25 protein-coding genes are annotated in these 24135 nt (G+C 36.3%); 20 read left to right on the top strand and 5 right to left on the bottom strand.

What is annotated here, in order from left to right; all coding sequences use genetic code 11:
• Positions 1 to 68: 68 nt before the first annotated feature.
• Both RZ55_RS04315 and arcD read left to right on the top strand, forming a co-directional pair.
• The gene (locus RZ55_RS04315) at positions 69 to 1055 is read left to right on the top strand and encodes an aldo/keto reductase (protein WP_053792817.1); all 987 of its coding nucleotides are present in this window, start codon (positions 69 to 71) and stop codon (positions 1053 to 1055) included.
• Between the two features lie 112 nt (positions 1056 to 1167).
• Positions 1168 to 2595 (top strand): arginine-ornithine antiporter, encoded by a 1428-nt coding sequence (gene arcD, locus RZ55_RS04310; RefSeq protein ID WP_057175856.1) that lies wholly within the window; start codon positions 1168 to 1170, stop codon positions 2593 to 2595.
• A 28-nt stretch (positions 2596 to 2623) separates the two neighbouring features.
• Here the strand turns inward: arcD and RZ55_RS04305 are convergent, their stop codons facing one another.
• The 3 genes from RZ55_RS04305 to RZ55_RS04295 form a co-directional block, all read right to left on the bottom strand.
• On the bottom strand, positions 2624 to 3532 hold the full coding sequence (locus RZ55_RS04305) for a diacylglycerol/lipid kinase family protein (protein ID WP_057175855.1): 909 nt from the start codon (positions 3530 to 3532) through the stop codon (positions 2624 to 2626).
• Between the two features lie 76 nt (positions 3533 to 3608).
• Positions 3609 to 5291, bottom strand: coding sequence for a ribonuclease J1 (rnjA, locus tag RZ55_RS04300; RefSeq protein ID WP_034531767.1), 1683 nt, complete (start codon positions 5289 to 5291; stop codon positions 3609 to 3611).
• A gap of 2 nt (positions 5292 to 5293) precedes the next feature.
• Positions 5294 to 5509, bottom strand: coding sequence for a DNA-directed RNA polymerase subunit epsilon (locus tag RZ55_RS04295; protein WP_034534654.1), 216 nt, complete (start codon positions 5507 to 5509; stop codon positions 5294 to 5296).
• 125 nt (positions 5510 to 5634) lie between these two features.
• Between RZ55_RS04295 and RZ55_RS04290 the strand changes: the two genes are divergently transcribed.
• The gene (locus tag RZ55_RS04290) at positions 5635 to 6117 is read left to right on the top strand and encodes a hypothetical protein (protein WP_171823257.1); all 483 of its coding nucleotides are present in this window, start codon (positions 5635 to 5637) and stop codon (positions 6115 to 6117) included.
• A gap of 31 nt (positions 6118 to 6148) precedes the next feature.
• Here RZ55_RS04290 and def read toward each other — a convergent pair whose 3' ends face one another.
• Entirely contained in the window at positions 6149 to 6712 is a 564-nt protein-coding gene (gene def, locus RZ55_RS04285) for a peptide deformylase (protein WP_057175853.1), read from the bottom strand.
• Between the two features lie 138 nt (positions 6713 to 6850).
• Here def and RZ55_RS04280 point away from each other — a divergent pair, with 138 nt between their 5' ends.
• The 13 genes from RZ55_RS04280 to holA all read left to right on the top strand — a co-directional run bounded on the left by RZ55_RS04280 (position 6851) and on the right by holA (position 19059).
• Entirely contained in the window at positions 6851 to 7768 is a 918-nt protein-coding gene (locus RZ55_RS04280) for a hypothetical protein (RefSeq protein WP_057175852.1), read from the top strand.
• Between the two features lie 8 nt (positions 7769 to 7776).
• Positions 7777 to 8052: a UPF0223 family protein gene (locus RZ55_RS04275; protein ID WP_053792812.1), complete on the top strand. Its 276-nt coding sequence runs from the start codon at positions 7777 to 7779 to the stop codon at positions 8050 to 8052.
• A 21-nt stretch (positions 8053 to 8073) separates the two neighbouring features.
• Positions 8074 to 8865 (top strand): inositol monophosphatase family protein, encoded by a 792-nt coding sequence (locus RZ55_RS04270; protein ID WP_057175851.1) that lies wholly within the window; start codon positions 8074 to 8076, stop codon positions 8863 to 8865.
• A gap of 109 nt (positions 8866 to 8974) precedes the next feature.
• Positions 8975 to 10813, top strand: a complete 1839-nt coding sequence (gene typA / locus RZ55_RS04265; RefSeq protein WP_053792810.1) for a translational GTPase TypA — start codon at positions 8975 to 8977, stop codon at positions 10811 to 10813.
• A gap of 192 nt (positions 10814 to 11005) precedes the next feature.
• The gene (locus RZ55_RS04260; RefSeq protein ID WP_057175850.1) at positions 11006 to 12160 is read left to right on the top strand and encodes an FtsW/RodA/SpoVE family cell cycle protein; all 1155 of its coding nucleotides are present in this window, start codon (positions 11006 to 11008) and stop codon (positions 12158 to 12160) included.
• A gap of 15 nt (positions 12161 to 12175) precedes the next feature.
• On the top strand, positions 12176 to 12454 hold the full coding sequence (locus tag RZ55_RS04255; RefSeq protein ID WP_054483577.1) for a YlbG family protein: 279 nt from the start codon (positions 12176 to 12178) through the stop codon (positions 12452 to 12454).
• Between the two features lie 13 nt (positions 12455 to 12467).
• Complete coding sequence (gene rsmD / locus RZ55_RS04250; RefSeq protein WP_034531754.1) at positions 12468 to 13025, top strand: 16S rRNA (guanine(966)-N(2))-methyltransferase RsmD; 558 nt, start codon at positions 12468 to 12470, stop codon at positions 13023 to 13025.
• Between the two features lie 2 nt (positions 13026 to 13027).
• The gene (gene coaD / locus RZ55_RS04245) at positions 13028 to 13504 is read left to right on the top strand and encodes a pantetheine-phosphate adenylyltransferase (RefSeq protein ID WP_054483575.1); all 477 of its coding nucleotides are present in this window, start codon (positions 13028 to 13030) and stop codon (positions 13502 to 13504) included.
• Positions 13504 to 14553, top strand: a complete 1050-nt coding sequence (locus tag RZ55_RS04240) for a SepM family pheromone-processing serine protease (RefSeq protein WP_057175849.1) — start codon at positions 13504 to 13506, stop codon at positions 14551 to 14553. The genes coaD and RZ55_RS04240 overlap by 1 nt, the downstream gene beginning before the upstream one ends.
• 65 nt (positions 14554 to 14618) lie before the next feature.
• Positions 14619 to 15284 carry a helix-hairpin-helix domain-containing protein gene (locus tag RZ55_RS04235; RefSeq protein ID WP_057175848.1) on the top strand — a complete coding sequence of 222 codons (666 nt, stop codon included), beginning with the start codon at positions 14619 to 14621 and terminating at the stop codon, positions 15282 to 15284.
• Between the two features lie 47 nt (positions 15285 to 15331).
• Positions 15332 to 15811, top strand: a complete 480-nt coding sequence (locus tag RZ55_RS04230; protein ID WP_034534666.1) for a ComE operon protein 2 — start codon at positions 15332 to 15334, stop codon at positions 15809 to 15811.
• A gap of 153 nt (positions 15812 to 15964) precedes the next feature.
• Positions 15965 to 18028, top strand: coding sequence for a DNA internalization-related competence protein ComEC/Rec2 (locus RZ55_RS04225; protein WP_171823256.1), 2064 nt, complete (start codon positions 15965 to 15967; stop codon positions 18026 to 18028).
• 2 nt (positions 18029 to 18030) lie between these two features.
• On the top strand, positions 18031 to 19059 hold the full coding sequence (gene holA / locus RZ55_RS04220) for a DNA polymerase III subunit delta (protein WP_057175846.1): 1029 nt from the start codon (positions 18031 to 18033) through the stop codon (positions 19057 to 19059).
• A 72-nt stretch (positions 19060 to 19131) separates the two neighbouring features.
• On the opposite strand, the gene rpsT is transcribed toward holA, so the two are convergent.
• Positions 19132 to 19380 carry a 30S ribosomal protein S20 gene (gene rpsT / locus RZ55_RS04215; RefSeq protein WP_034531745.1) on the bottom strand — a complete coding sequence of 83 codons (249 nt, stop codon included), beginning with the start codon at positions 19378 to 19380 and terminating at the stop codon, positions 19132 to 19134.
• A 275-nt stretch (positions 19381 to 19655) separates the two neighbouring features.
• Here rpsT and rpsO point away from each other — a divergent pair, with 275 nt between their 5' ends.
• The 4 genes from rpsO to tuf all read left to right on the top strand — a co-directional run bounded on the left by rpsO (position 19656) and on the right by tuf (position 24117).
• The gene (rpsO, locus tag RZ55_RS04210; RefSeq protein WP_034531743.1) at positions 19656 to 19925 is read left to right on the top strand and encodes a 30S ribosomal protein S15; all 270 of its coding nucleotides are present in this window, start codon (positions 19656 to 19658) and stop codon (positions 19923 to 19925) included.
• Positions 19926 to 20106: 181 nt separating this feature from the next.
• On the top strand, positions 20107 to 21798 hold the full coding sequence (locus RZ55_RS04205; protein WP_057175845.1) for a ribonuclease J: 1692 nt from the start codon (positions 20107 to 20109) through the stop codon (positions 21796 to 21798).
• A 28-nt stretch (positions 21799 to 21826) separates the two neighbouring features.
• Positions 21827 to 22741, top strand: coding sequence for a hypothetical protein (locus RZ55_RS04200; RefSeq protein ID WP_057175844.1), 915 nt, complete (start codon positions 21827 to 21829; stop codon positions 22739 to 22741).
• 188 nt (positions 22742 to 22929) lie between these two features.
• A complete protein-coding gene (gene tuf / locus RZ55_RS04195; protein WP_053792802.1) occupies positions 22930 to 24117 on the top strand; it encodes an elongation factor Tu in 1188 nt (395 codons plus the stop codon).
• Positions 24118 to 24135 lie beyond the last annotated feature (18 nt).

Genomic DNA, 24135 nt, shown 5'->3' with positions numbered 1-24135 from the left:
TTTCTTGCTTTAAGGGCCAATAAAATTTAAAATATAAATGTAGTATTATGAAAATTGAGGTGTTTAAAATGTATAAAGCTTCAGATGAACGATACGATAATATGAAAATCAGAAGAGCCGGAAACTCCGGACTACAATTACCCGCATTATCATTTGGAATGTGGCATAGCTTCGGTGACGATGCCAACTTTAAGGACAGTCGCGAAGTAATGCTAAATGCTTTTGATAAAGGAATTTTTAGTTATGATTTAGCAAATAACTACGGTCCTGGTTCAGGAGCAGCTGAAAGAATGTTTGGTCAAGTCTACAAGAACGACTTGAAGCCATACCGTGATGAACTAGTGATTACTACTAAGGCTGGTTACCACATGTGGCCTGGACCATACGGTTCATTCTCAGCTAGAAAGACTTTGATTGCCGCATTGGACAGATCACTAGAAAGAATGGGTCTAGACTACGTAGATATCTACTACAGTCACCGTTTTGACCCAAACACTAGTCTAGAAGAAACTGCCGAAGCATTGGACAGTACTGTTAGATCTGGTAAAGCATTATATGTTGGTATCTCTAACTACAATGGTGAACAAACCCGCGAAATCATTAAGTACTTCAAGGAATTACACACACCATTCGTTGTTAACCAAGCATCATACAACATGTTAAACCGTTCTGCAGAAACAGACGGAACTATCGATGCGTTAAAAGAAAATAACGACGGTTTAGTTGCATACGGTCCATTAGCTGAAGGAATCCTAACTGACAAGTATCTAAATGGATTACCTGATGACTTGAAACTTCACTTTACTAACAGTTTCATGATGGAAAACAAGGATGAAGTTGTAAAACGTTTAAACCAATTAAATGAATTGGCTAAGAACAGAGACCAAACATTAGCTCAAATGAGTTTAGCTTGGTTATTACACGACCCAGTCGTAACCAGTGTTGTGACTGGAGCATCTGATCCTAAGCATTTAGATTCAAACCTAAAGGCTTTAGATAACTTAGACTTCACCGCAGATGAATTAACACGTATCAACGAAATTTTGAAAAAATAAATTTAAAAAGAGGAGCAGTCGTAAAAGACTGCTCCTTTTTTATATGACAAACATGGTTTAAATGCGTTATAATAGTAAATTGTTTTCAATCGTTTAAAAAAGGAGAGATAGAATGAAGGATTCCGCTAAAAAGCTGAATTTAACGGAACTAATTGGTTTAGTTATTGGTTCAATCATTGGTGGAGGAATCTTCAACCTTATGCACGACATGGCATCACAAGCTGGTGTTGGGTCAGTGATAGTTGGTTGGATTATCACAGCCATTGGGATGCTTTGTTTAGCATTCACATTTCAAAATTTAACTAACAAACGACCAGATTTACAAGCTGGAATTTACAGTTTCGCTGATGCTGGATTTGGTCATTATATCGGGTTTAACTCTGCATGGGGATACTGGTTATCAGTTTGGTTAGGAAATATTAGTTATGCAACTCTATTGATGAGTTCATTAACTTATTTCTTCCCAATCTTTGATAACGGTCATAATTTAGTATCATTTATTGCTGCTACCATTATTCTATGGGTTGGTCATTTCCTTGTTTTAAGGGGAATTCATTCAGCATCATTTATTAACACAATTATTACTATTATCAAGTTGATTCCAATCTTCTTGTTTATCGTTATTATGATTACTGCATTCAAACTAAACGTATTTACCAGCGACTTCTGGTTAATGCATGGCAAACCATTTAGCTTCTCAGATATGTTGGGGCAAGTTAAGAGTACAATGCTAGTTACAGTCTTCGTATTCTCAGGTATCGAAGGGGCGGTAATCTTCTCAGGATACGCTAAGAAGCGAAAAGACATTGGTAGAGCAACAGTTCTTGGAATTATTGCCGTAACCATGATTTACATGTTGGTAACCTTACTTTCATTTGGTGTTATGCACCAAGCTCAATTATCACAATTGGGTCAACCGGCCATGGCCGACTTATTACAACACGTCATGGGTAAGTGGGGTGCCATCATCGTAAACATTGGATTAATCATCGCCGTATTGGGTGCATGGTTATCATGGACAATGTTTGCTGCAGAAGTGCCTTATGAAGCTGCAAAGGTTGGATCATTTCCAAAATTCTTTGCTAAGGAAAACAAGAACGGAACTCCCGTTAATTCACTAATCTTTACTAACGTATTGGTTGAATTATTCATGGTTTCATTCTTCCTAGCATCAAGTGCTTACAACTTGTTCCTATCAATTTCAAGTTCAGCTGTGCTAATTCCTTATGCATTTTCAGCATTATACCAAGTTAAGTATTCTTACCTTGATAAGGGTGCTAGCGACCGTAGACGTAATTTAATTCTTGGAATTATCGCCAGTGCATATTCCATTTGGTTGATTTATGCAGCTGGATTAAACTACATTCTATTGACCACCATCTTGTTTGCGGCAGGGCTACCAGCTTATTGCTACTTACAAAAGGTCGATAATAAAAAAGATCGTATTTTTACCAAACTAGAAAAATTATTAGCGATTGCATTGGTTATTTTAGCCGTAATTGCGATTTATGAACTAGTTACTGGTGGAATTACCATATAAAAAAAGAGTGATTAATATCACTCTTTTTTTAGTATATAAATGGATATTTTGTTTTACGGTATTCGATATCGTAAAAGCGGCTTCCCAATGTTTCACCATCGGCATGAGCGTATTCCAAAGATGGGATTTCAACATGAATGTTATCGCTTGTGATTCTAAAAGCAGACTTCACTTTTAACTCACGTTTGAATAACACACGCATGATTACGTAGCATAGTTGGAAAATGTTTTTTCTAGTTAAGACTAGTAATTCAACGTCATTATCAGTGTCATGATTTAAAGCAGTCACCATGAATGCCTTTTTAATCTTATGTTTTTCACCGTTAGCCTTAATATCTACAGGAAATGTGCTTAGGTTGTAGATAGTAGGGAAGATTGAAAGGTAGTATTCGATTCTGGTCTTTAAGTTGATCTTATGTGAAATGAAATTGTTTTTTAGGTTAAAGACATTGGCATCTAAACCAATTCCTAAATTGTTTAAGAAGATACCACGTTGCTTTTTAATGTGTTCATCGAATAAACCAATTTCATGATTTTCAACATGGTGGTTCTTGATTTGTTCAATGAAGTTACTATTCATGTTATGCTGTTGCTTCATGTGGGTGTAGAAGTTATTGTTAGCTCCGGTTGGAATGATTAATACCGGTACGTTTGGAATTGATTCATTCTTTGATTGAGCAGCATTAATCCCTTCGATGGTTTCATGAACTGTTCCATCTCCACCAATCACAATAATGGCCTTAGGTAGTGAGTCACTTCTAAATGATGTAACTAAATAATGCGAAATAATGGATACGCAGTGAAGAGGGCGTCTAGTAATCTTTAGACGGTACTTAATATCGTTTGCGTCCAATTGCTTTTTAATTTCGGGCCATTGATGTTTAGCTCTTCTTTTATTAGCCACTGGATTGAAGATGACTAAATAATCATTGTTCAACTTAAATACTCCTTTCTATGTAAAAATAAAAACGAATTCAATTAAGAATTCGTTTTTAATAAGCATCATTTTGAAATTATTTTTTATTCATAATTAACATTGGTAAAATCAAAGGATGTCTTTCGGTCTTATTATATAAGAATTCTTGTAAATCATCGATGATAGCGTTTCTGATGCTTGATTCGTTGGCATTCTTGTTACGCATAGCACGACGAATAGTTCTAAATACTAATCGTCTTCCTTCGTCTAGTAATTGACCAGACTCTCTCATATATACGAAACCTCTGGATAGTAAGTCAGGACCAGATTGAATTTCTTGATCTTTTAGGTTAATTGTAGCGACAACCACAACTAGTCCTTCTTCCGATAATAGTTGACGGTCACGTAAAACAACGTTTCCAATATCACCAATTCCGTTACCATCAATGTAAACATCTCCGGCAGCGAAGTGACCAGCAATTCTAGCTGAATCCTTGGTTAGTGCTAATACATCACCATTCTTCATAATGAAACTGTTTTCCATTGGAACACCACATTGTTCCGCTAGTTCAGTATGAATTTTTAACATTCTGAATTCACCGTGAATAGGCATGAAGTATTTTGGCTTCATTAAACTAAGCATAAGCTTTTGTTCTTCTTGTCCACCGTGACCAGAAGTATGGATCTTGTTAATCTTACCGTGAATAACTTTAGCACCAGCTTCTTCCAATTCGTTGATAACACGGTTAACACTAACCTTATTACCAGGAATTGGGTTACTTGAGAATACTACAGTATCATTTGGTTGGATTGCGATTTGTCTATGAGTACCATTAGCAATTCTGGAAAGGGCAGCCATAGTTTCACCTTGAGAACCTGTACATAAGATAAGGGTCTTTTCGGCTGGAAGAGATTGTAATTCTGAAGCGTCAACGAATGTACCATCAGGAACGTTTAAGTATCCTAATTCTTGTCCATTAACAATTGCAGCTTCCATACTTCTTCCGAAAACAGCAATCTTTCTACCATGCCTTAGGGCAGCGTCACAAGCTGTCTTAATTCTTGAAATATTTGATGCGAAAGTCGCAAAGATGATTCTTCCAGTTTCTTCATCAAAGATGTGTTCAACTGCAGAACCGATCCAACTTTCTGACTTAGTCCAAACAGGTCGTTCAGCGTTTGTGCTATCCGACATTAGACATAGGACACCTTCGCGTCCCAATCTTGCCATTTCTTGTAAATCAGGCGGCTGTCTCGTAACAGGGGTCAAATCAAACTTGTAATCCCCGGTTTCGACAATCACTCCAGAAGGGGTGTGAACCGCGATTCCTAAAGTATCAGGAATTGAGTGGGTGGTACGGAAGAATGAAACTTTTGTCTTGTTAAACTTTAAGACGGTTTGTGGATTAATTTCATGAATTTCAGTACTTCTCAATAATCCATGTTCTTCTAACTTGTTCTTGATTAATGCTGACGCCAATGGACCAGCGTAAATGGGAACATTTAAATCGCGGATTAGGTATGGAACACCACCGATATGGTCTTCATGTCCGTGGGTGATAACTAATGCTTTGATTTTGTCCTTGTTTTTTACTAGGTATTGATAATCAGGGATAACGTAGTCGACCCCTAATAAATCATCCTCTGGGAATTTAATCCCTGCATCGATTAAGATGATTTCATCTTGAAATTGAACACCATAAGTGTTTTTTCCAATTTCACCAAGTCCACCAACGCCATAAATAGCTGTTTCGTTATTTTTGACGTTTAGTTTGTTCATAATTATTTAAACTCCGTAATTTTAAAATCTGGGCTCTTTTGTTCGTAAGCCAAGTGGTTACCTTCAAGAGGTTCAATAAATTCAATGTTGTGATCAGTGTTCTTGTCAACAAGTTCTCTTGCTTCAACTTCTGTATCACAGTCTACATAAAGTGATTTTGTGAATTCTCTCTTAGGATTAGCCTTAGTATCTTCTTGGTATAAAACTTTAAATATCATAAAAATTAAAATCTCCTTCTATGTTTTTTTTACCGATCGATTGTGTAATACACATCTAATTGTTTTTAATTTTATCATATTAATAATGATAAGTATAGTAACCAATAATTTGATAAAATGATAGAATGAAATCAGATATTATTTACAAGGAGGCGATGATTTTGCCACTTTTTGTAGAAATTGTAATTGGCTTTATTGTCGCTGTTATAGCGTACAATTTGATCCATTATTTCTTCATTACGCGGCCAATTGATAAAGGTCATAATCAAACATTAAAAATATTAAATGGATTGGTTAATAACCTCTTAGAAAAGGAAAAAAATGAAATTATAGAAGTCCATGATTTATCCAATATTTGGGGAAGAAACATATACGCTTTCGAATATGTGATTTCTAAGTGCCAAACTGACGAATCAAACGATGAACTAATCAATCAAATTAAAGAAGCAATTGACGAAGCAAATCAATCGAAAAGATTTAACCATGAAGTGGTGTTAACCGATTCGTTTGTAAGGGACAATCAGGTCCATGTCGATTTAGCATACCTATTAAATGCAGCGACATACGAGTATGTGTTAGATATGCGCCAATTAAATAAAGTAAATTAAAAGACCTAACAAAATGTTAGGTCTTTTTTGATTATTCGATGAACAAGTCATTGTCCACTTTTGAGAATGGATTTTCTTTATCAACGTGATCGTAGAATAGAGTTCCGTGTAAGTGATCAATTTCGTGTTGGCAAACAATCGCAGGATAGTTTTTTAGTCTAACTGTGTGTTCAGCACCTTCAACGTCTTGATACTTAAGAGTAATTCTAGCAGCACGGTGAATGAAGCCAGGAACGTCTTCGTCAACTGATAGACAGCCTTCACCTTCAGTGATAGCACATCTTTGAACTGAGCTTGATAGGATGACAGGGTTGATAATGACATCCTTAAAGATTGGTTCGCCTTCACCTTCAAAGTCGTTTGGCACTAGTACAGCAGCCATCATTTCTGATACACCAACTTGAGGTGCAGCTAGACCAACTCCAGCTCTTAGTTTATATTTGGCACAAAGTTCAGGATCTTGACTTACTTCAAGATATTCCATCATGTCTTCAGCTAATTTTTTGTCTTCCGCGCTAAGTGGGAATTTAACTTGTTTAGCTTGTTGTCTTAATACTTTATTTCCATCGCGAACGATGTCTTTCATTAGTATCACTTAAATGACCTCCCAAAAAGTTTATTATTGTATTATAACATATTAACGGAAATTATATGATACTAATATGATACATAAGAGTTGCTTATTTTTAGAAAATGGTATAATTACAGGTACTAAATTAAACGGAGGCTCATTATGAAAACTAATTTGGTAGTTGATGGAGAGCAGCAAAGAATTGAATCACTAATTGAATTCATGATTTTAGTGGATTATCCAGTTAACCTAACTATCGCAAATTTAAAGATGAATGATTTTATCAATCAACTTCAATCCAATTTGCTATGTGAACATTTTGAAGTCAAATTAGCGGATGACAAAATGGATTATCATGACTTTGACGGGTACATGTACCTATATGATTTTCCAAAGGAAGCAGTTGAAGAAAAAAGCGAAGTTACTTCATTCTTATCACCTTACTTAGATCACTTTAGAAAGTCACTAAATCAAGTTATTAAAGAAGGGTTTAGCGGAAAGATTATCGTTAATGGTTTTCATGATGAAGTCTTCGCATACTTTGCAACCAAGTTTTCTGGTAAAGAAAATAACAAGGTTGTATCAACGGGGATGCTAGCAAAGACGTTACTATTAAAACACGCACTACGTCGTTACTTTGATATCAGTTTATCCGATATTAACGCCAGTGTATTAGGTAGTGAATCCAAGAACTTAATCTCATGGAGTCGCGCATACATTGGTCAATCACCAATTTTGGCCTACCTAGCCAACCCTAACAATATGTTTAGCACTGAAATCTTCACCAAAGCAGAAGAAATCATCAATAAATCTGACACACCTTGTGACGAAGTAATCCAGGCAAAGGCAATTGGAGTGATCTTGGATGCCTTTTACATGGGTAACTCGTGTTTAGCAAGTGTAGGACATGTTAGTCAAATAGATGGTAAAATAGCAGTGACCAGTGAACCAATCATGTTGAACCAAACCGGATTGGTTCCAACTGTAGAATTAGTATTATCTGACAAAGAAAAACAAGCTTTCGATGATGCCAAACAATACACTAATGAAATAATTGATGAAATTTTAGAAAGTAAGTAGGAATGATTATGAATAACTATTCTTATCCAATTTTTCCTGATTGGTCCAAAGAAGAATTAATGGACATGATGGCCTTATATAATGCTGTAGAAAGTGCATACGAAGACGTCAATGGTGTTAATGCTGAAAAGGTAGTCAAGCTATACAACCGTTTTAGGGAGATTAATCCTGCTAAGATGGAACAAAAGCAAATTGACCGTGATTTTCAAAGCATCTCTGATTACAGCATTTATAGAACTTTTCAAGCAGCCACTAAGGCTAAGACTAAAAACATAAGAATGTAATTTGTTTTAAGGAAGATATGTATGAATGATTTATGGTTAAAAAACGCAGACGAGGCAATTCAGTCTTGGTTTAAGGAAATTCGTGAATTCACCGTTAGTTCAGTTAATCAGATTCATGATGTTTCCACTAAGTCTGGTCGAACTGATTTAGTTACCGATGTCGATAAATCAAACGAACAGTTCTTTATCAAAAAAATTAGGGAATTTGATCCAGAGGCTCACATTTTAGGTGAAGAGGGCTTTGGGGATGCTGTTACCAATCTAGATGGCCACGTGTGGATAGTTGATCCAATCGATGGAACAATGAACTTTGTAAAGCAGCACAATCATTTTGCGATAATGTTAGCTTTATACATCGATGGCAAAGAAGAACTCGGCTATATTTTAGATGTTATGAATGACAAACTTTATCACAATTGGGATGGTAAAGTTTATGAAAATGATACCGAAATTAATCCACCAGAAGATATTTCATTATCAGAAGGATTAATGGGATTAAGTGGACCATTATTAATAAATAATGAGAAAAACATGCAAGCAATCTCTAAAGCCAGCGAAGGTGCCAGAATATATGGTAGTTCCGGCATCCAGATTATTGCCGTCTTGAAGGGCGAAATAGTGGGATATATTTCTACTTTAAAGCCATGGGACATTGCAGCTGGAAAAGTGCTTTGTGATACGCTTGGTATTAAGGTGTCTGATATTGACGGAAATATAATTGATGTGGTATCATCAGACATTGTATTGGTAGCGACGAAGATTGCACAAAAGGACATACTTAATATTGTTAAGTACGGTTCTGACTGTGACTGATGTCACAGTTTTTTTATGCAAATTTAATTATTTAATGTAATAAACTTGGTCCGAGTTGCTAAGTATTAAAGAAACAAATATTTATGCTTCGAAGGGAAGGAAACTAATAATGAAGACAAGAGACGATATTAGAAATATTGCTATTATTGCCCACGTTGACCACGGTAAGACAACTTTGGTTAACGAATTACTAAAGCAATCAGATACTTTAGACGAACACGTTCAAATTGATGATCGTGCCATGGATACTAACGATATTGAAAAGGAACGTGGTATCACAATCCTTTCAAAGAATACTGCCGTTAGATACCAAGACAAACAAATTAACATCTTGGATACACCAGGACATGCTGACTTCGGTGGAGAAGTTGAACGTATCATGCGAATGGTTGATGGTGTTCTACTAGTTGTTGATGCTTTTGAAGGAACTATGCCACAAACTCGTTTCGTTTTAAAGAAAGCTTTAGACCAACACCTAACTCCAGTTGTTGTTATTAACAAGGTTGACCGTCCAGGTTCACGTCCTAGTGAAGTAGTTGATGAAGTATTAGACCTATTCATCGAATTAGGTGCTGATGATGAACAACTAGACTTCCCTGTTATCTACACTTCAGCTATGAACGGTACTTCAAGTTACGATGAAGACCTATCAACTCAAGAACACACTATGAAGCCTGTATTTGACACTATCATCAAGGCTATTCCTGCTCCTATCGACAACTCAGACGAACCATTACAATTCCAAGTTGCTATGCTTGATTATGATGACTTCGTTGGTCGTATCGGTATTGGTCGTGTATTTAGAGGTACTATCAAGGTTGGGGATAACGTTACTGTTATGAAGCTTGATGGTTCAACTCAAAACTTCCGTGTTACAAAGCTTATGGGATTCTTTGGTCTAAAGAAATTAGATATCACAGAAGCTAAAGCTGGTGACTTAATCGCCGTTTCAGGTATGGAAGAAATCAACGTTGGTGAATCTGTTGTAGATCCATCAAACCAAGAAGCTCTACCAATCCTAAGAATTGACGAACCAACTCTACAAATGACTTTCGGTACAAACACTTCACCATTTGCTGGTAAAGAAGGTAAGTTTGTTACTGCTCGTCAACTACAAGACCGTCTAGAAAGAGAATTACACACTGATGTTTCTCTACGTGTTGAAGAAACTGACCAACCAGGTTCATGGACTGTATCTGGTCGTGGTGAACTTCACTTATCAATCTTAATTGAAAACTTAAGACGTGAAGGTTACGAACTACAAGTTTCTCGTCCACAAGTTATTATTAGAGAAGTTGATGGTCAACAATGTGAACCATTCGAATCAGTTCAAATCGATACTCCTGACGAATACTCAGGTACTATCATCCAAACATTATCTGAAAGAAAAGGTAACATGCAAAACATGGAAAGTGTTGGAAACGGCCAAACTCGTTTGACATTCCTTGCACCTTCTCGTGGTTTAATCGGTTACTCAACTGAATTCCTATCAATCACTCGTGGTTACGGTATCATGAACCATACATTCGATAGTTACCAACCAGTTATCAAGAACTGGAACCCAGGTAGAAGAAACGGTGCCTTAGTTTCAATTAACGAAGGTAAGACTACTACTTACGCTACTATGGGTATAGAAGACCGTGGTACTATCTTCGTAGATCCAGGTACTGAAGTATACGAAGGTATGATTGTTGGTAAGAACAGTCGTGACAACGATATCTCAGTTAACATCACTAAGGGTAAGCAAATGACTAACGTTCGTGCTTCTGCTAAGGATGAAACTGCTAAGATTAAGGAACCACAACACTTAACTCTAGAAGAATCACTAGAATTCTTGAACGAAGATGAACTTTGTGAAGTAACTCCAGAAAACGTTCGTCTAAGAAAAGAAATTCTAAACACTAACGAACGTGAAAAGCAAGCTAAGCGCAAGCGTCACAACAGCTAATACTTTAGCATTTAATAAAAAGGATGGACATTTTGTCCATCCTTTTTTGTTGTCTTTAAAATACTAAAGCAAATAGTGTAGATATGCTATAATGTTAGTTATATTAAAAGGTTACGTTGGAGATGTAAAAATATGATACGCAAAATCGTCGAGTATTGGCACAAGTGGCATATATCAGAGCACTGGAAAAGAATGAAATTCAATATTAATGCAATGGACTACTACATTTTTGTTCCATTTCTACTACTATCTGTAATTGGAATAATTATGGTCTATTCAGCAAGTTCAAACGTTGCAACGCAAATTGGTGGAACACCTACTGGATACTTAATCAAACAAAGTATGTTTGTGGTAGTCAGCTTAGCGATTATTCTGATTTGCTTAGCTGGGAACAATCAATTCGTCCGAAAAGCTAAGTTTTTAGGAATCTTCTTTATCGTATTGTTTGTTGCCTTGATCTTGTTAAAGGCATTTGGACATTCAGTTAACGGTTCTGCCGGATGGATTCCAATCGGTCCTTTGCATGTGCAACCAGCCGAAGTTGCCAAGGTATATATTATCTTGAGAATGGCTCAATTCTTGTCTTCTCGAGAAGAAGGAATCATTAACGGTGAAAAATCAAGAACACATGTCCAAGTTTTTTCAATCTTCGTTATGTTGTTCTTAGTTTTTATCCAACCAGACTTGGGTGGTACCGTTATTAACTTAGCAATTATGTTTGCAATCCTATTTGGATCCGGAGTTAATTGGCGAGGTGCAACCTTACTTACATCTGCTGGATTATTATTTGGATGGATATCACTAAAAATCTTATCCTTTGTATTTAAAGACGGAACAAGTATTTACCAAATCCAACGTATCACTGCTTACAGTAATCCGTTTAAATACGCCAACGGAATTGGACAACAATTGGTTAATTCATACTACGCATTAAGTAATGGTGGAATCTTTGGTGTTGGATTGGGAAACAGTATTCAAAAGACTGGGTACCTACCTGAACCAAATACCGACTTTATCATGGCGATTATCGCCGAAGAATTAGGACTAATTGGGGTATTGTTCATCCTATTCCTATTACTTACAATTATTGTTAGAGCATTCCAACTAGGTATTCGTTCAAACGATACATACGATACTTTAATTTGTTATGGTGTTGGAACATACATGTTGGTTCAAGCATACTTCAACGTCGGTGGTGTAATTGGTTTACTACCAATCACCGGGGTTACTTTCCCATTCATTAGTTATGGTGGATCTAGTATGTTAACCTTAGCATTGTGTATTGGAATGATTTTGGTAATTAGTGCAAAACAAAAAACTCAAAAAACTAGAAGAATCCGTTATTAAAGTGGAGGTGATTTTTTGACAGATACAATCGAAAACAGAAAAAGCCTAATTGTTTATGTTTATTCAACTAAACAAGTCAGACAATTGAAAAAATATGGCTTAATATATTATGTCTCACAAAAAATGCACTACGTGGTTATGTATGTAAATGCTGATAACTACGATTGGATTAAAGAAAAAATTAGTAGTTTAAAAATTGTGAAGAAAATTGAAGAAACACCTTACGAACGTCTTTCTAGTGAACTATCACTTGAAGGTGATTTCGAAGATGTTGACGATGATGAAGATTATTAAGGAGTTTGGATAAATGAGAGTTGTTTCAGGTAAATTTGGTAGTCGCAGCCTTAAGCCTGTGCCAGGTAGTAAGACAAGACCAACAACCGATAAAGTGAAAGAATCCTTATTCAATATGATTGGCCCATTTTTCAATGGTGGGTCATTTTTAGATTTATACGCAGGTTCTGGTTCGGTCGCAATCGAAGCAGTATCTAGGGGAATTGATAGTGCGGTATTGGTAGATCACCAATATCTAGCCATCAAGACCATCAAAGAAAACGTTAAGATGACCAAGGAAATGGATGCCTTTAGAATTTACAAGATGGATTCAGACATGGCATTAAATCGTTTTGCTGAACAAAATGATAAGTTTGATTACATTTTCTTGGATCCACCATACAAAGACCAAAAGATGGTCGACCAACTACATATCATTAAGGAAAAAGAATTGCTTAATGAGGATGGAATTGTCATTTGTGAAACTGATGATAACGTTGTTTTAAAAGATGATGTAGAAGGTTACGACATGGTCAAACAAAAGAAGTATGGAATTACCATTATTTCTATTTACAGAATAAAGAGGGGATAGTTATGACAAAAGCAATCTTCCCGGGAAGCTTCGACCCATTGACTAAGGGACATCTGGACTTAATTAAGCGCGCAAGCCAGATGTTTGATGAGGTCGTCGTTACTGTGGCAAAGAATACCAGTAAAAATGGCGTCTTTAGTTATGATGAAAGAATGAGTTTAATTAAACCCAATATCGAAGGAATTGAAAATGTCTCAGTTACTTCTGCTGATGGATTAACAGTTGATCTTGCTAGACAGGTAGGCGCAACCGTAATTGTCAGGGGACTTCGTAACTCTAGTGACTTTAATGCGGAAAGCTCAATTGCTTCAATGAACTACAACTTGGATAACACAATCGAATCAACCTTTTTGATTACACGTCCTGAGTTTCAATCTGTTTCATCTAGTTTAATTAAGGAAATTGCTCATTTTGGCGGAGATATTACTCCTTATGTACCACAAAACGTTGCTATGGCATTGAAAGAGAAGTTAAGTTAATGTTTAAAAATAACAGACGGAATAAATTAATCGCACTTTTTGTGGCAATTGCCGCACTTGCGATTTTTGTTAATATTCCATTTCTACCAAAGTATATTGAAAGTCCCGGAACATCTCCTAATTTAAAACCAGTTGTTTCAATCAAGGGACACAGTGATAAGTTCAAAGGTAAATTCATGTTTACCACGGTGAGTGAATCACAAGCATCAATTGCATCATACGTTGTTGCCAAGTTTAATCCGCACCAAACAATTGAAAGTATTAGCGATGTAACTGGTAACCAAGATCAACAAAGTTATATCAACTTGCAAAATGTTTACATGGAAAGTGCAATTAACAACGCAATTTATAATGCCTTTCACTACGCCAAAAAAGATGTTTATTTGAAATATCGTGGCATCTACGTGCTAGCTGTTGATAGTAATTCTAACTTCTACAATCAAATTAAGGCTGGTGACTCCATTGTTTCTTTGAATGGGCATAAGTTTAAGAGCTCTGCTCAGTTTAGAGACTATGTGAAATCCAAGAAGATTGGTTCAAAGATGACCTTAACGGTTTACCGTAATAAGAAGAAAATTCAAATTACCAGAAAACTCTATAAGCTAGCTGGTACCAACCAAGCTGGAATTGGTATTATTTTATCTGATGACAATCAAGTTTCTACGAAGATTCCAATTGATGTTAATCCAGGTGAAGTGGGTGGACCATCTGCCGGATTGATGTTCTCACTTCAAATCTATGGTCAACTAACTCAACAAAACATTAGACACTCGCAAAATATTGCGGGGACTGGAACCATTGATGAAAATGGGAATGTTGGTGAAATTGGCGGAATCGATAAGAAGATTATAGCGGCCAGAGATGCTGGCGCTAAGTATTTCTTAGCACCATACGTTAAGCCAACCAAAGAAGTGCTTAAGTATGAAGATCAACATATGACTAATTACCAACTTGCGGTTAAAACAGCGAAGAAGTACGCACCAAATATGAAGGTTATTCCGGTAACTTCATTCAGTGATGCTTTAAATGCATTGAAAAAAATAAAATAAAAGGAATGTAATTGAATAAATTACATTCCTTTTTTTCGTATCTAAGTTTTAGAAAGGAGGAAACGGTGAATAAGATATTAGATTTTTCAACGCAGATAAAAGAAATAATTGACGAACATGCATATAAAATTTTGATTGGTCTATTGCTAATCGCTTTTAGTTTAGGGTTAGTTATTATTTTAATCATGAATCAAAACAGCAATGATGCTAATAACGTAGCAACCGATTATTCTGAACAAAGTAGTGTCGTGGCTTCATCAGCATCTCCTCAAAGTCAAAGTAGTGCTTCAGGAGACCTATATATTGATGTTAAGGGTGAGGTTAAGCATCCCGGCGTCTACCCAATCCCATCTAACAGCCGTGTTACCGACGTCATCAAGGAAGCGGGCGGCTTTAAGGCGGATGCCGATGAACAAAACGTTAACCTAGCCAAGGTATTAAACGACCAAGATGTTGTCGTTGTTAATAAAAAAGGCGCAGCCGGTAGTTCATCGTTTGCTAGTTCGAATAATACGAGCACCGGTAATTCTGCTAATAACGTCAAAGTTAATTTGAATACCGCAGATTTAAATGAACTCCAAAAACTTGATCGCGTGGGTGAAAAGAAAGCGCAAAAGATAATTGATTATCGTAACCAACACAACGGTTTTCACTCAATCGATGAAATCAAACAGGTTAGTGGATTCGGTGATAAGACATTTGAAAGATTAAAAGATTCTTTAGAGGTGTAATCTTTGCTATACTATGAATAGTAGTAAAAGAGGGAGAGTAATTAATTATGACTAAACACAGAATTCCATGGGATCAATATTTCATGCTACAAGCTGTTTTACTTTCAACACGTGGTACCTGTAATCGCCTTTCTGTTGGAGCAACCATCGTAAGAGATAAACGTATTATTGCCGGTGGTTATAACGGATCAGTTGCAGGGGATGAACACTGTATTGATGTTGGTTGTTACATGCGAGACGGCCATTGCCTAAGAACAATTCATGCCGAAATGAACGCCATTTCTCAATGTGCGAAATTCGGTGAATCAACCGATGGTTCAGAAATCTATGTAACTGATTTCCCATGTCTTCCTTGTACCAAAGTATTATTACAAGCGGGAATCAAAAAGATTAACTACCTAAGAAACTACCACAATGATGAATATGCATTGTCATTAATTAAACAAAATAACGTCGAATTGAATCAAGTAATCTTGGATGAAGAAACAATCAAACAAATTGAATTTAGCTCTTATTTACCAAAATAAATTAATAATTTATATATTTTTCCATCGATTTCGATTGGAATATTAAGCATTATTTTCTTTGGTGATTTAAAGTTAGGTCTACTGCTTTTTTGTCTATGGATGATTCGAATCATTCGATTAAAAAACGCGTTAGTAATAAAAATAACCACCGTCATGGTGGTTATTTTTTGTTTGGTTTGCTGGTATAGATATAAACAAAATCAAGCTAATCAAATTCAAGGACAACAAACAGTAACGCAAAGTGTTTTAATTTATCCAGACAATATTAAGTACAGTGACGACTCGTTTTATGGTATTGGCACTATTACTGATACCGGTAAACAGATAATGGTCTACGGCAATGACGCAAAGAGGATAAAGCAATATTTTAAACCAATTGTCATGAATGTGTCTGGAGTCGTCCAGCCGTTTGATGAGGCCAGAAACTTTAACCAGTTTGATGCCAAAGAATACTACGAGAGCATGGGTGTCTACAGTCGATTGACTGTTAAGCAGCTAAATAGTGTAGAAGAACAACATCGTTTTTCAATCATTGATAGTCTTCATTATTTACGGATGCTAATGCTGAAATACACGAACCAGTTACCACATCCCCTGAACCTCTATGCCAGTAGTCTGTTTTTAGGCGTCATGGATAATTCCTTCAACGATGAACTATCGGGTGTGAAGACATTGGGGTTGATTCACTTATTTAGTATTTCTGGTTTGCATGTCTTTTACATCGTGAACCTTTTGAAAATGATACTGGGATTATTTCGTGTGACCAGGGAGAAGACTCGGTGGATTACCTTGATATTTCTGCCAACATATTTCGTCATTGCCGGATCATCGATTGGATTGATGCGGTCAATATTAACGGTTGAAATCGGCATTATTGCGTTAATGCTAAAGAAGCGATTGACCGGTTTGGATGTCTTTGCGATTACCTTGATGGTCAATTTAATAATTGAGCCGGATATGTTGTTGCAGTTTGGTTCACAACTAAGTTACGCTTTGGCATTCGGATTGATTTATACGAATAAGATGAATCCGCTCAAGCAAACGGTGATGATGAACTTGGTCAGTTTACCCTTTATTATATACAAGCTATTTCAGTGGCATGCTCTAACGATGTTGGCCAACTATTTAGTGATTCCGATATTTTCGGCGTTGATTATGCCGATGATATTAATTGCGGTCATTACGTACCCAATTGCCGGATGGTTTAGTTCGGTGGTGGCGGTGATATTGAATAGCTTTGATACTGCCGTCAATTGGCTGGGGGATTTACCCGGGCAGATTAATTTTGGTAAACCCAATCTGTATGTGGCTACAATATTATTGGTAATGACTTTGTTGGTAATCGATAGAGTGAGTCTTAAAAGAGTATCGATGCTAATATGTATGTATCTAATCACATTTATGTATATTCACTATCCAGTTCAGGGTGAGGTGTCCTTTTTCGATGTCGGCCAGGGTGATAGCATCTTAATTCGCGAGCCGTTTAACCATTCAATCACCATGATTGATACGGGTGGTAAGTTACAATTTGGTCGCAGGCAGAATAGTAAGGTGAACTATCAGGCGGAAAAAACGTCGATTAATTATCTAAAGAGTATTGGTATTAATCATCTTGATAATCTAGTGTTGAGTCATCAGGATGCTGATCACACAGGGGATGTTCCCGCAATCTTAGCGGATTTAAAGGTTGACCGGATTATTGTTGGGGATGGTTTGCAGAACAATCCATCAATAATGAGAAAAATCCGCCCTTATTTGAATAAAACAAAACTAGTGTTAATTAAAGCCAATCAAAAGTTACCTGATTTTCCGTTTAACATTTATCATCCCTTTGCAAGTGGCCTTGGTAAAAACGAGGACTCGGTCGTCTTGGGAACCATGCAAGGAAATCACAGTTGGTTGTTTATGGGTGACTTGCCATCAAGTGGTGAGAGTGACATCATGCAAAAATATCCGATGCTAAAAGCGGATTATTTGAAATTGGGTCATCATGGTAGTGATACATCCAGCAGTGATGCATTTTTAAAATTCATTCATCCCAAAATTTCAATTATCTCCGCTGGTAGGAACAATCGATATCACCATCCAAGTGTTGCAATGCTTGAAAGATTAAAGGATAATAATTTAGCATACGTGACCACACAAAAACAGGGTATGATATCATATAAATATGGATTATTAGGAAATCACTGGATATTTAAATTGCAAGGGGAATAGTAATGAAAGTAAACGAACTATTAACACAAATTAAAAACAATAATATTAACCCAATATATCTAGTGTTAGGTAAAGAAGACTATTTAATTAATGAAATTAAGAAACACTTCGTGGAATTAATTCCGGAAGAAGAAAGAACCATGAACTTTGCTAGTTATGACATGGAAAGTCAAAACATCGCCACTGCTGTGGGGGATGCAGAAAGTTTGCCATTCTTTGGTGAAAAGCGATTGGTTGTCGTAAATAATCCGTACTTTTTAACCGGTGAACGTAGTAAGTCGACCTTAGATCAGGACATCGATAGTTTTATTGATTACGTTAACCACCCGGTTGATAGTACGGTCATGGTCATCATGGCACCATACGGCAAACTAGATTCTAGAAAAAAGGTTACCAAGCAGTTGAAAAACAATGCAGAGGTAATCGATTTAACCAAACTAGATGATCGTGCCATCCAATCATACGTTGCCAACAACATTAAGAGTAATGGTTACACGGTAGAAGGGGATGCTCTTCAAGAATTACTAGGCAGAGTTTCTAACGATTTATCATCTGCAATGAACGAACTCCCTAAGTTATTCCTATACTGTCAAAAGGATAAGGTCATTACTAAGAACAGTATTGACAGCTTGGTTGCAAAGTCGTTGGATCAAAACGTTTTTGACTTAATTGATTACGTAATGAAGAAGGATTCCAAAAACGCCATCGATTTATACCGTAACCTAATCGTGGAAGATCAAGAACCATTACAAATCAATGCGGTCTTGTTATCACAGTTTAGACTATTACTACAGGTGAATGTGTTAAGCCGTAAGGGATATAGCCAGGGAAACATTGCGGAAAAGCTAAAGGTACATCCATTTAGAGTGAAACTGGCAATGCAAAATGTGCGTAAGTATCAATTTAGTAGTTTGAGGGATGCCTATTTAGGATTAGTTGATGTGGAAGAAAAGCTAAAATCAACACCAGAATCACCAGAACTACTATTTCAAATGTTCACTTTGAAATTTGTCGATAATCAAATTGGATAAACAAAAAAGGACATCTCAAACGAGATGTCCTTTTTTAGGAATAAAAAAAGCTCAGTTAAAACTGAGTTCTTTTTACTTGTTTAACTTAGCTAGACGTGATTTGTTACGTGCAGCAGTGTTAGCTTTGATTAAGCCCTTTGACTTAGCATGGTCTAATGCACTAACAGCGTTGTTGAATAGTTCTTCACGGTTGTCAGCGTTAGCATCAGCTTTTTCAAACTTCTTAACAGCAGTTCTCATCTTGCTTAGTTGAGATGCGTTACGTTTGTTTGCTTTTTCATTAGTTTTTACACGTTCGATAGCAGATTTAATAACAGGCATGAAATTCACCTCCAAAAAAGTCGAATTTTATTTAAAATCCTTAAATTTCAACGACTTTTATTATACAAAAGACAACTTAAAAAAGCAATAGAATTATATAATTCGGATTTCTCCGATCACATTAATAAGGATATTACCTTGCTATTTTCAGGTAATCATAGTAGTATGATTAACGTAGTTTAAAACTACAGTACCGATACTTAGTTTTGTCGCTGCTCTCATCTGGCGCTTTACTCAGTATCTGGTATATTTACTTTTGAAAGGTGGGAAACACAATGGCTCTAACACAAGCTGAAAAGAACGACATCATCAAGAAGTATGCTAGACATGATGGTGACACTGGTTCTGCTGAAGTACAAATTGCTGTACTAACTGCTGACATTAACGAAATTAATGGTCACATGAAAGAACACAAGAAGGATTTCCATTCACAACGTGGTTTGTTGAAGAAAATCGGTCACCGTCGTAACTTACTAAGATACTTACGTAACACAGATGTTCAACGTTACCGTGATTTAATCAAGAGTTTAGGTCTACGTCGTTAATATTTTTAAAATGGAACTGCTCTATGAGTGGTTCCATTTTTTTATACATACATATATGCACTTATCAGTTATTATTCAATTTAAAAGTATGATACACTATAGATAGTTAAATGAGATCGTATTGAAAATAATTATTTTATTTCATAATAAAAAATATACATAAAATTATATGAGGTGAATCATGAAAAATAGTGTAAAAATTATTCCCTTAGGAGGAGTAAGGGAGAGTGGCAAGAACCTATATGCCGTTGAGATTAACAATGGGATTTATGTTTTAGATTGCGGTCTAAAATACCCTGAAAATGATATGTTAGGAATTGATGTAGTTATTCCTGATTTCACATACTTACGTGAAAACAAGGAAAAGATTATTGGAGTTTTCCTATCTAATAGTGACATGGATTCAATTGGCGCACTACCATATTTCGTCAGTGAATTCAATGTTCCGGTATTCGGATCAAAACTAACCATTGAAATGGCTAAGTACGAAGTTAAGAATAATGAAAGATCAAAGAAGTTTAACAACTTCAACGTAATAAACGAAAAGAGTGAAATTCTTTTTGATGACGTTACAGTTACTTTCTTTAAGACTAGTCACTCAGTTCCTGACTCAATGGGAATTTCATTGGCTGTTGAAGAAGGTCAAATCGTATACACTGGTGACTTTAAGTTTGATCCATCATTACGTAACGGGTTTGCAACTGATTACAGTTCAATCGCAAAGGTTGGTAACAAGAAGGTTATCGCTTTATTAGCAGACTCACAAAATGCGGATAATCCATTCCCAATGGCAAACGAAATTCAAGCTAGCCAATACATCTTTGATACTTTCGAAGATAGTAAGAGTCGTGTGATTGTTGCAGCTAACTCTGCTAACCTATTAAGAATCCAACAAGTATTTGACGCAGCTGCAAAGTCTGAAAGAAAAGTATTTGTTGGTAAGCACCTAGATCCTAAAGTCAAACTAGCAATTGATTCTGGATACATTAATGTAGCAGAAGACTTATTAATTGAAGACATCGAAGAACTAAAGAAGCTTGAAAGCGACGAAATTGTTGTATTGGAAACTAATCCAGTTAGTGAACCAATCAAGCTAGTTCAAAGAATGGCCGCTCAACAACAAAAGGATATCAACATCGAATCTGGTGACGTTGTACTAATCGTTACTTCACCATCTCCAGCAATGGATAACAGCATGGCTAAGACTGATGACATGGTATATCAAGCAGACGGTACAGTTAAGGTGATTTCAAACGACCTAAATGTTTCAGATCACGCCAGTGCCGAGGACATCCAAATGCTAATCAGCTTGTTGAAACCACAATACTTCATTCCAGTTAGTGGTGAATACATGATGATGAACGAAAGCAAACGTGCTGCTACTAACATGGGTGTAGACGAAGATAAGATTTTAATCCTAAGCAAGGGTGAAACTATCGAATACGATGGTGCTAAATTCCACCATGGTAACGCTGTTGAAGCAGGTAACACTATGATTGATGGTATCGGTGTCGGAGACATTGGTAACATCGTTTTACGTGACCGTAAGGTATTATCAGAAGATGGTATCTTCATCGTTGTTGTTACAATTGATAGAAAGAAAAAGATTATCATTTCTCGTCCTAAGATAACTTCAAGAGGATTCATTTACGTTAAGTCAAACAAGGACCTAATGAATGAAGCAGCTGAAATTGTTTCCAAGACCATTCAATTAAACCTTGATAACAAGGAATTTGATTGGAGCCACTTGAAGCAATCAGTAAGAGAAAAAATCAGTCACTTCTTATTTGATAAGACAAAACGTCGTCCGGTAATTCTTCCAGTTATTATGGAAGTAAACCAACATCATAAAAAGAAGCGTCCACAAAAATAAATAAGGTTAATTATTCGGAGTGATTTTAATGGATGAACATAGTTCACAAATAGCCAAGGATATTGCATCAAACATTGATGATAAACAATATCAACTAGCTATCAACAAAGCCAAAAATTACTTAGAAGATCAGACAAGCGATGAGATTGAAGTATTATTAGTTCAATCTCTTTTTAGCTTAAAGCAATATGTTGAGGCAAGAAAAGAAGTCATGGAAAATCCAAATGCGTTTACCACAAACGAGCAGGACTTTTTATTGATGATTAATGTGTTATTGAAGAACAATGAATACATTAAATCTAGAGAAATTGTTGAAACATTTAAGGCCAACGATAGCTATAACAATGATGGCTTAAAGCTAATTGAAGAAAGCGAAGCTTCTTTTAGAAGTAATTCAAGTGAAGAAATTCATCAACTTGCACAAAAGTTCTACCATATAAGTAGTAAGCAAACGATGTATTGGCAAAAGGAATCGTTCTTAAATGGACAACATTTACCATACGATGAATTTTTAAAATACAGTCGCTTTGTTTTGATGGACCCATTTGTCCAATCTGTGATTAAGGCAGAGGTAATCGACACGTTAAGAAAGGTCGGTTCAAAAGAGGTCGTCGACATGATGTGGATTGATGGAAAGACAAAGAAAGTTAAGATGGGTGAAATTGAATCACTTCAAGATATGAAATCATATCAACTTATCTTTAATCGATTAACTGACGAGTACATGATGGATCCAGAAAAGTTCATGTTATTAAGTAGTTATTTCCAACATCAATCAATTTTGATGTACCCATTCAATGATGAAATAATTCTGGATGCAAACAGGTGGTATGACCTGTCAATACAGGCATATCTAAGTGCAAAAGAGTACACTGAAGATGATAATGATGATTATGTAAAATTAATCGAAATTATAAAGCGACAATTTAATTCAATTAAATAGAATAAAATTGTTAAATATGCTTTTTTTGTGTTTACAAATAAAAATACAGTAGCTATAATATTAAAGGAATTCTTCTTGAGACTGATATGTGATTTTGTCTTTTTGAGAAGATGTAGTATAATAAATCATAAAGATGAGTTGGCATTCGCTAACTCAAATCTTTCGAAATTTATAGGAGGTTTTCATAAATGGCAAAAGAACATTATGAAAGAACAAAACCCCATGTAAATATTGGTACTATTGGCCATATTGATCATGGTAAGACTACTTTAACTGCAGCTATCACTAAAGTGCTTTCAGAAAAGGGTCTAGCAGACGCTTCTGATTACGCTCAAATCGATGCTGCTCCAGAAGAACGTGAACGTGGTATCACAATCAATACTGCTCACGTTGAATACTCAACTGAAAAGCGTCACTACGCTCATATTGATGCCCCAGGACATGCTGACTACGTTAAGAACATGATCACTGGTGCCGCTCAAATGGATGGTGCCATCCTAGTTGTTGCCGCAACTGATGGTCCTATGCCACAAACTCGTGAACACATTCTTCTAGCTCGCCAAGTTGGTGTTGAATACATCGTTGTATTCTTAAACAAGACTGACTTAGTTGACGATGATGAATTAGTTGACTTAGTTGAAATGGAAGTACGTGAATTACTTTCAGAATACGATTACCCTGGTGATGATATTCCAGTTGTTCGTGGTTCAGCTCTAAAGGCTCTACAAGACGACCAAGAACAAAAAGATGTTATCTTACACTTAATGGATATCGTTGACGAATACATCCCAACTCCAGAACGTGATGCTTCAAAACCATTACTAATGCCTGTTGAAGATGTATTTACTATCACTGGTCGTGGTACTGTTGCTTCAGGACGTATCGACCGTGGTGTTGTTAAGATTGGTGACGAAGTTGAAATCATCGGTCTTGTTGAAGACATCTTAAAGACTACTGTTACTGGTCTAGAAATGTTCCGTAAGACTCTTGACGAAGGTGAAGCCGGAGATAACGTTGGTATGTTACTTCGTGGTGTAAACCGTGAACAAGTTGTACGTGGTCAAGTTATCGCTGCTCCTGGTTCAATCAAGACTCATACTGAATTCAAAGCTCAAGTATATGCTTTGAGTAAAGAAGAAGGTGGACGTCATACTCCATTCTTCTCAAACTACCGTCCACAATTCTACTTCCACACCACTGACGTTACTGGTGTTATCGAACTAGAAGACGGTGTTGAAATGGTTATGCCTGGTGATAACGTTGAATTTGACGTTAAGCTAACTAAGCCAGTTGCCATCGAAAAGGGAACTAAGTTCACTGTTCGTGAAGGTGGTCACACTGTTGGTGCCGGTGTTGTTTCAGACATCGAAGAATAATCAATTCTAAAAAAGAGA

Origin of the sequence: Apilactobacillus kunkeei (genome assembly GCF_001421115.1) — a bacterium.
In the GTDB taxonomy this organism is placed as follows: domain Bacteria; phylum Bacillota; class Bacilli; order Lactobacillales; family Lactobacillaceae; genus Apilactobacillus; species Apilactobacillus kunkeei_F.
This window is presented reverse-complemented; position numbering and strand designations above follow the sequence as displayed.

What these genes read in the sequence shown, in the direction of transcription:
- coaD (WP_054483575.1), top strand. Translation starts at nt 13,028, where the DNA reads ATGACAAAAGCAATCTTCCCGGGAAGCTTCGACCCATTGACTAAGGGA.
- RZ55_RS04240 (WP_057175849.1), top strand. Translation starts at nt 13,504, where the DNA reads ATGTTTAAAAATAACAGACGGAATAAATTAATCGCACTTTTTGTGGCA.
- typA (WP_053792810.1), top strand. Translation starts at nt 8,975, where the DNA reads ATGAAGACAAGAGACGATATTAGAAATATTGCTATTATTGCCCACGTT.
- RZ55_RS04205 (WP_057175845.1), top strand. Translation starts at nt 20,107, where the DNA reads ATGAAAAATAGTGTAAAAATTATTCCCTTAGGAGGAGTAAGGGAGAGT.
- RZ55_RS04200 (WP_057175844.1), top strand. Translation starts at nt 21,827, where the DNA reads ATGGATGAACATAGTTCACAAATAGCCAAGGATATTGCATCAAACATT.
- arcD (WP_057175856.1), top strand. Translation starts at nt 1,168, where the DNA reads ATGAAGGATTCCGCTAAAAAGCTGAATTTAACGGAACTAATTGGTTTA.
- RZ55_RS04280 (WP_057175852.1), top strand. Translation starts at nt 6,851, where the DNA reads ATGAAAACTAATTTGGTAGTTGATGGAGAGCAGCAAAGAATTGAATCA.
- RZ55_RS04225 (WP_171823256.1), top strand. Translation starts at nt 15,965, where the DNA reads ATGGTGGTTATTTTTTGTTTGGTTTGCTGGTATAGATATAAACAAAAT.
- rnjA (WP_034531767.1), bottom strand. Translation starts at nt 5,291, where the DNA reads ATGAACAAACTAAACGTCAAAAATAACGAAACAGCTATTTATGGCGTT.
- rsmD (WP_034531754.1), top strand. Translation starts at nt 12,468, where the DNA reads ATGAGAGTTGTTTCAGGTAAATTTGGTAGTCGCAGCCTTAAGCCTGTG.
- rpsT (WP_034531745.1), bottom strand. Translation starts at nt 19,380, where the DNA reads ATGCCTGTTATTAAATCTGCTATCGAACGTGTAAAAACTAATGAAAAA.
- rpsO (WP_034531743.1), top strand. Translation starts at nt 19,656, where the DNA reads ATGGCTCTAACACAAGCTGAAAAGAACGACATCATCAAGAAGTATGCT.
- RZ55_RS04260 (WP_057175850.1), top strand. Translation starts at nt 11,006, where the DNA reads ATGAAATTCAATATTAATGCAATGGACTACTACATTTTTGTTCCATTT.
- RZ55_RS04275 (WP_053792812.1), top strand. Translation starts at nt 7,777, where the DNA reads ATGAATAACTATTCTTATCCAATTTTTCCTGATTGGTCCAAAGAAGAA.
- tuf (WP_053792802.1), top strand. Translation starts at nt 22,930, where the DNA reads ATGGCAAAAGAACATTATGAAAGAACAAAACCCCATGTAAATATTGGT.
- RZ55_RS04315 (WP_053792817.1), top strand. Translation starts at nt 69, where the DNA reads ATGTATAAAGCTTCAGATGAACGATACGATAATATGAAAATCAGAAGA.
- RZ55_RS04230 (WP_034534666.1), top strand. Translation starts at nt 15,332, where the DNA reads ATGACTAAACACAGAATTCCATGGGATCAATATTTCATGCTACAAGCT.
- holA (WP_057175846.1), top strand. Translation starts at nt 18,031, where the DNA reads ATGAAAGTAAACGAACTATTAACACAAATTAAAAACAATAATATTAAC.
- RZ55_RS04270 (WP_057175851.1), top strand. Translation starts at nt 8,074, where the DNA reads ATGAATGATTTATGGTTAAAAAACGCAGACGAGGCAATTCAGTCTTGG.
- RZ55_RS04295 (WP_034534654.1), bottom strand. Translation starts at nt 5,509, where the DNA reads ATGATATTTAAAGTTTTATACCAAGAAGATACTAAGGCTAATCCTAAG.
- RZ55_RS04290 (WP_171823257.1), top strand. Translation starts at nt 5,635, where the DNA reads ATGAAATCAGATATTATTTACAAGGAGGCGATGATTTTGCCACTTTTT.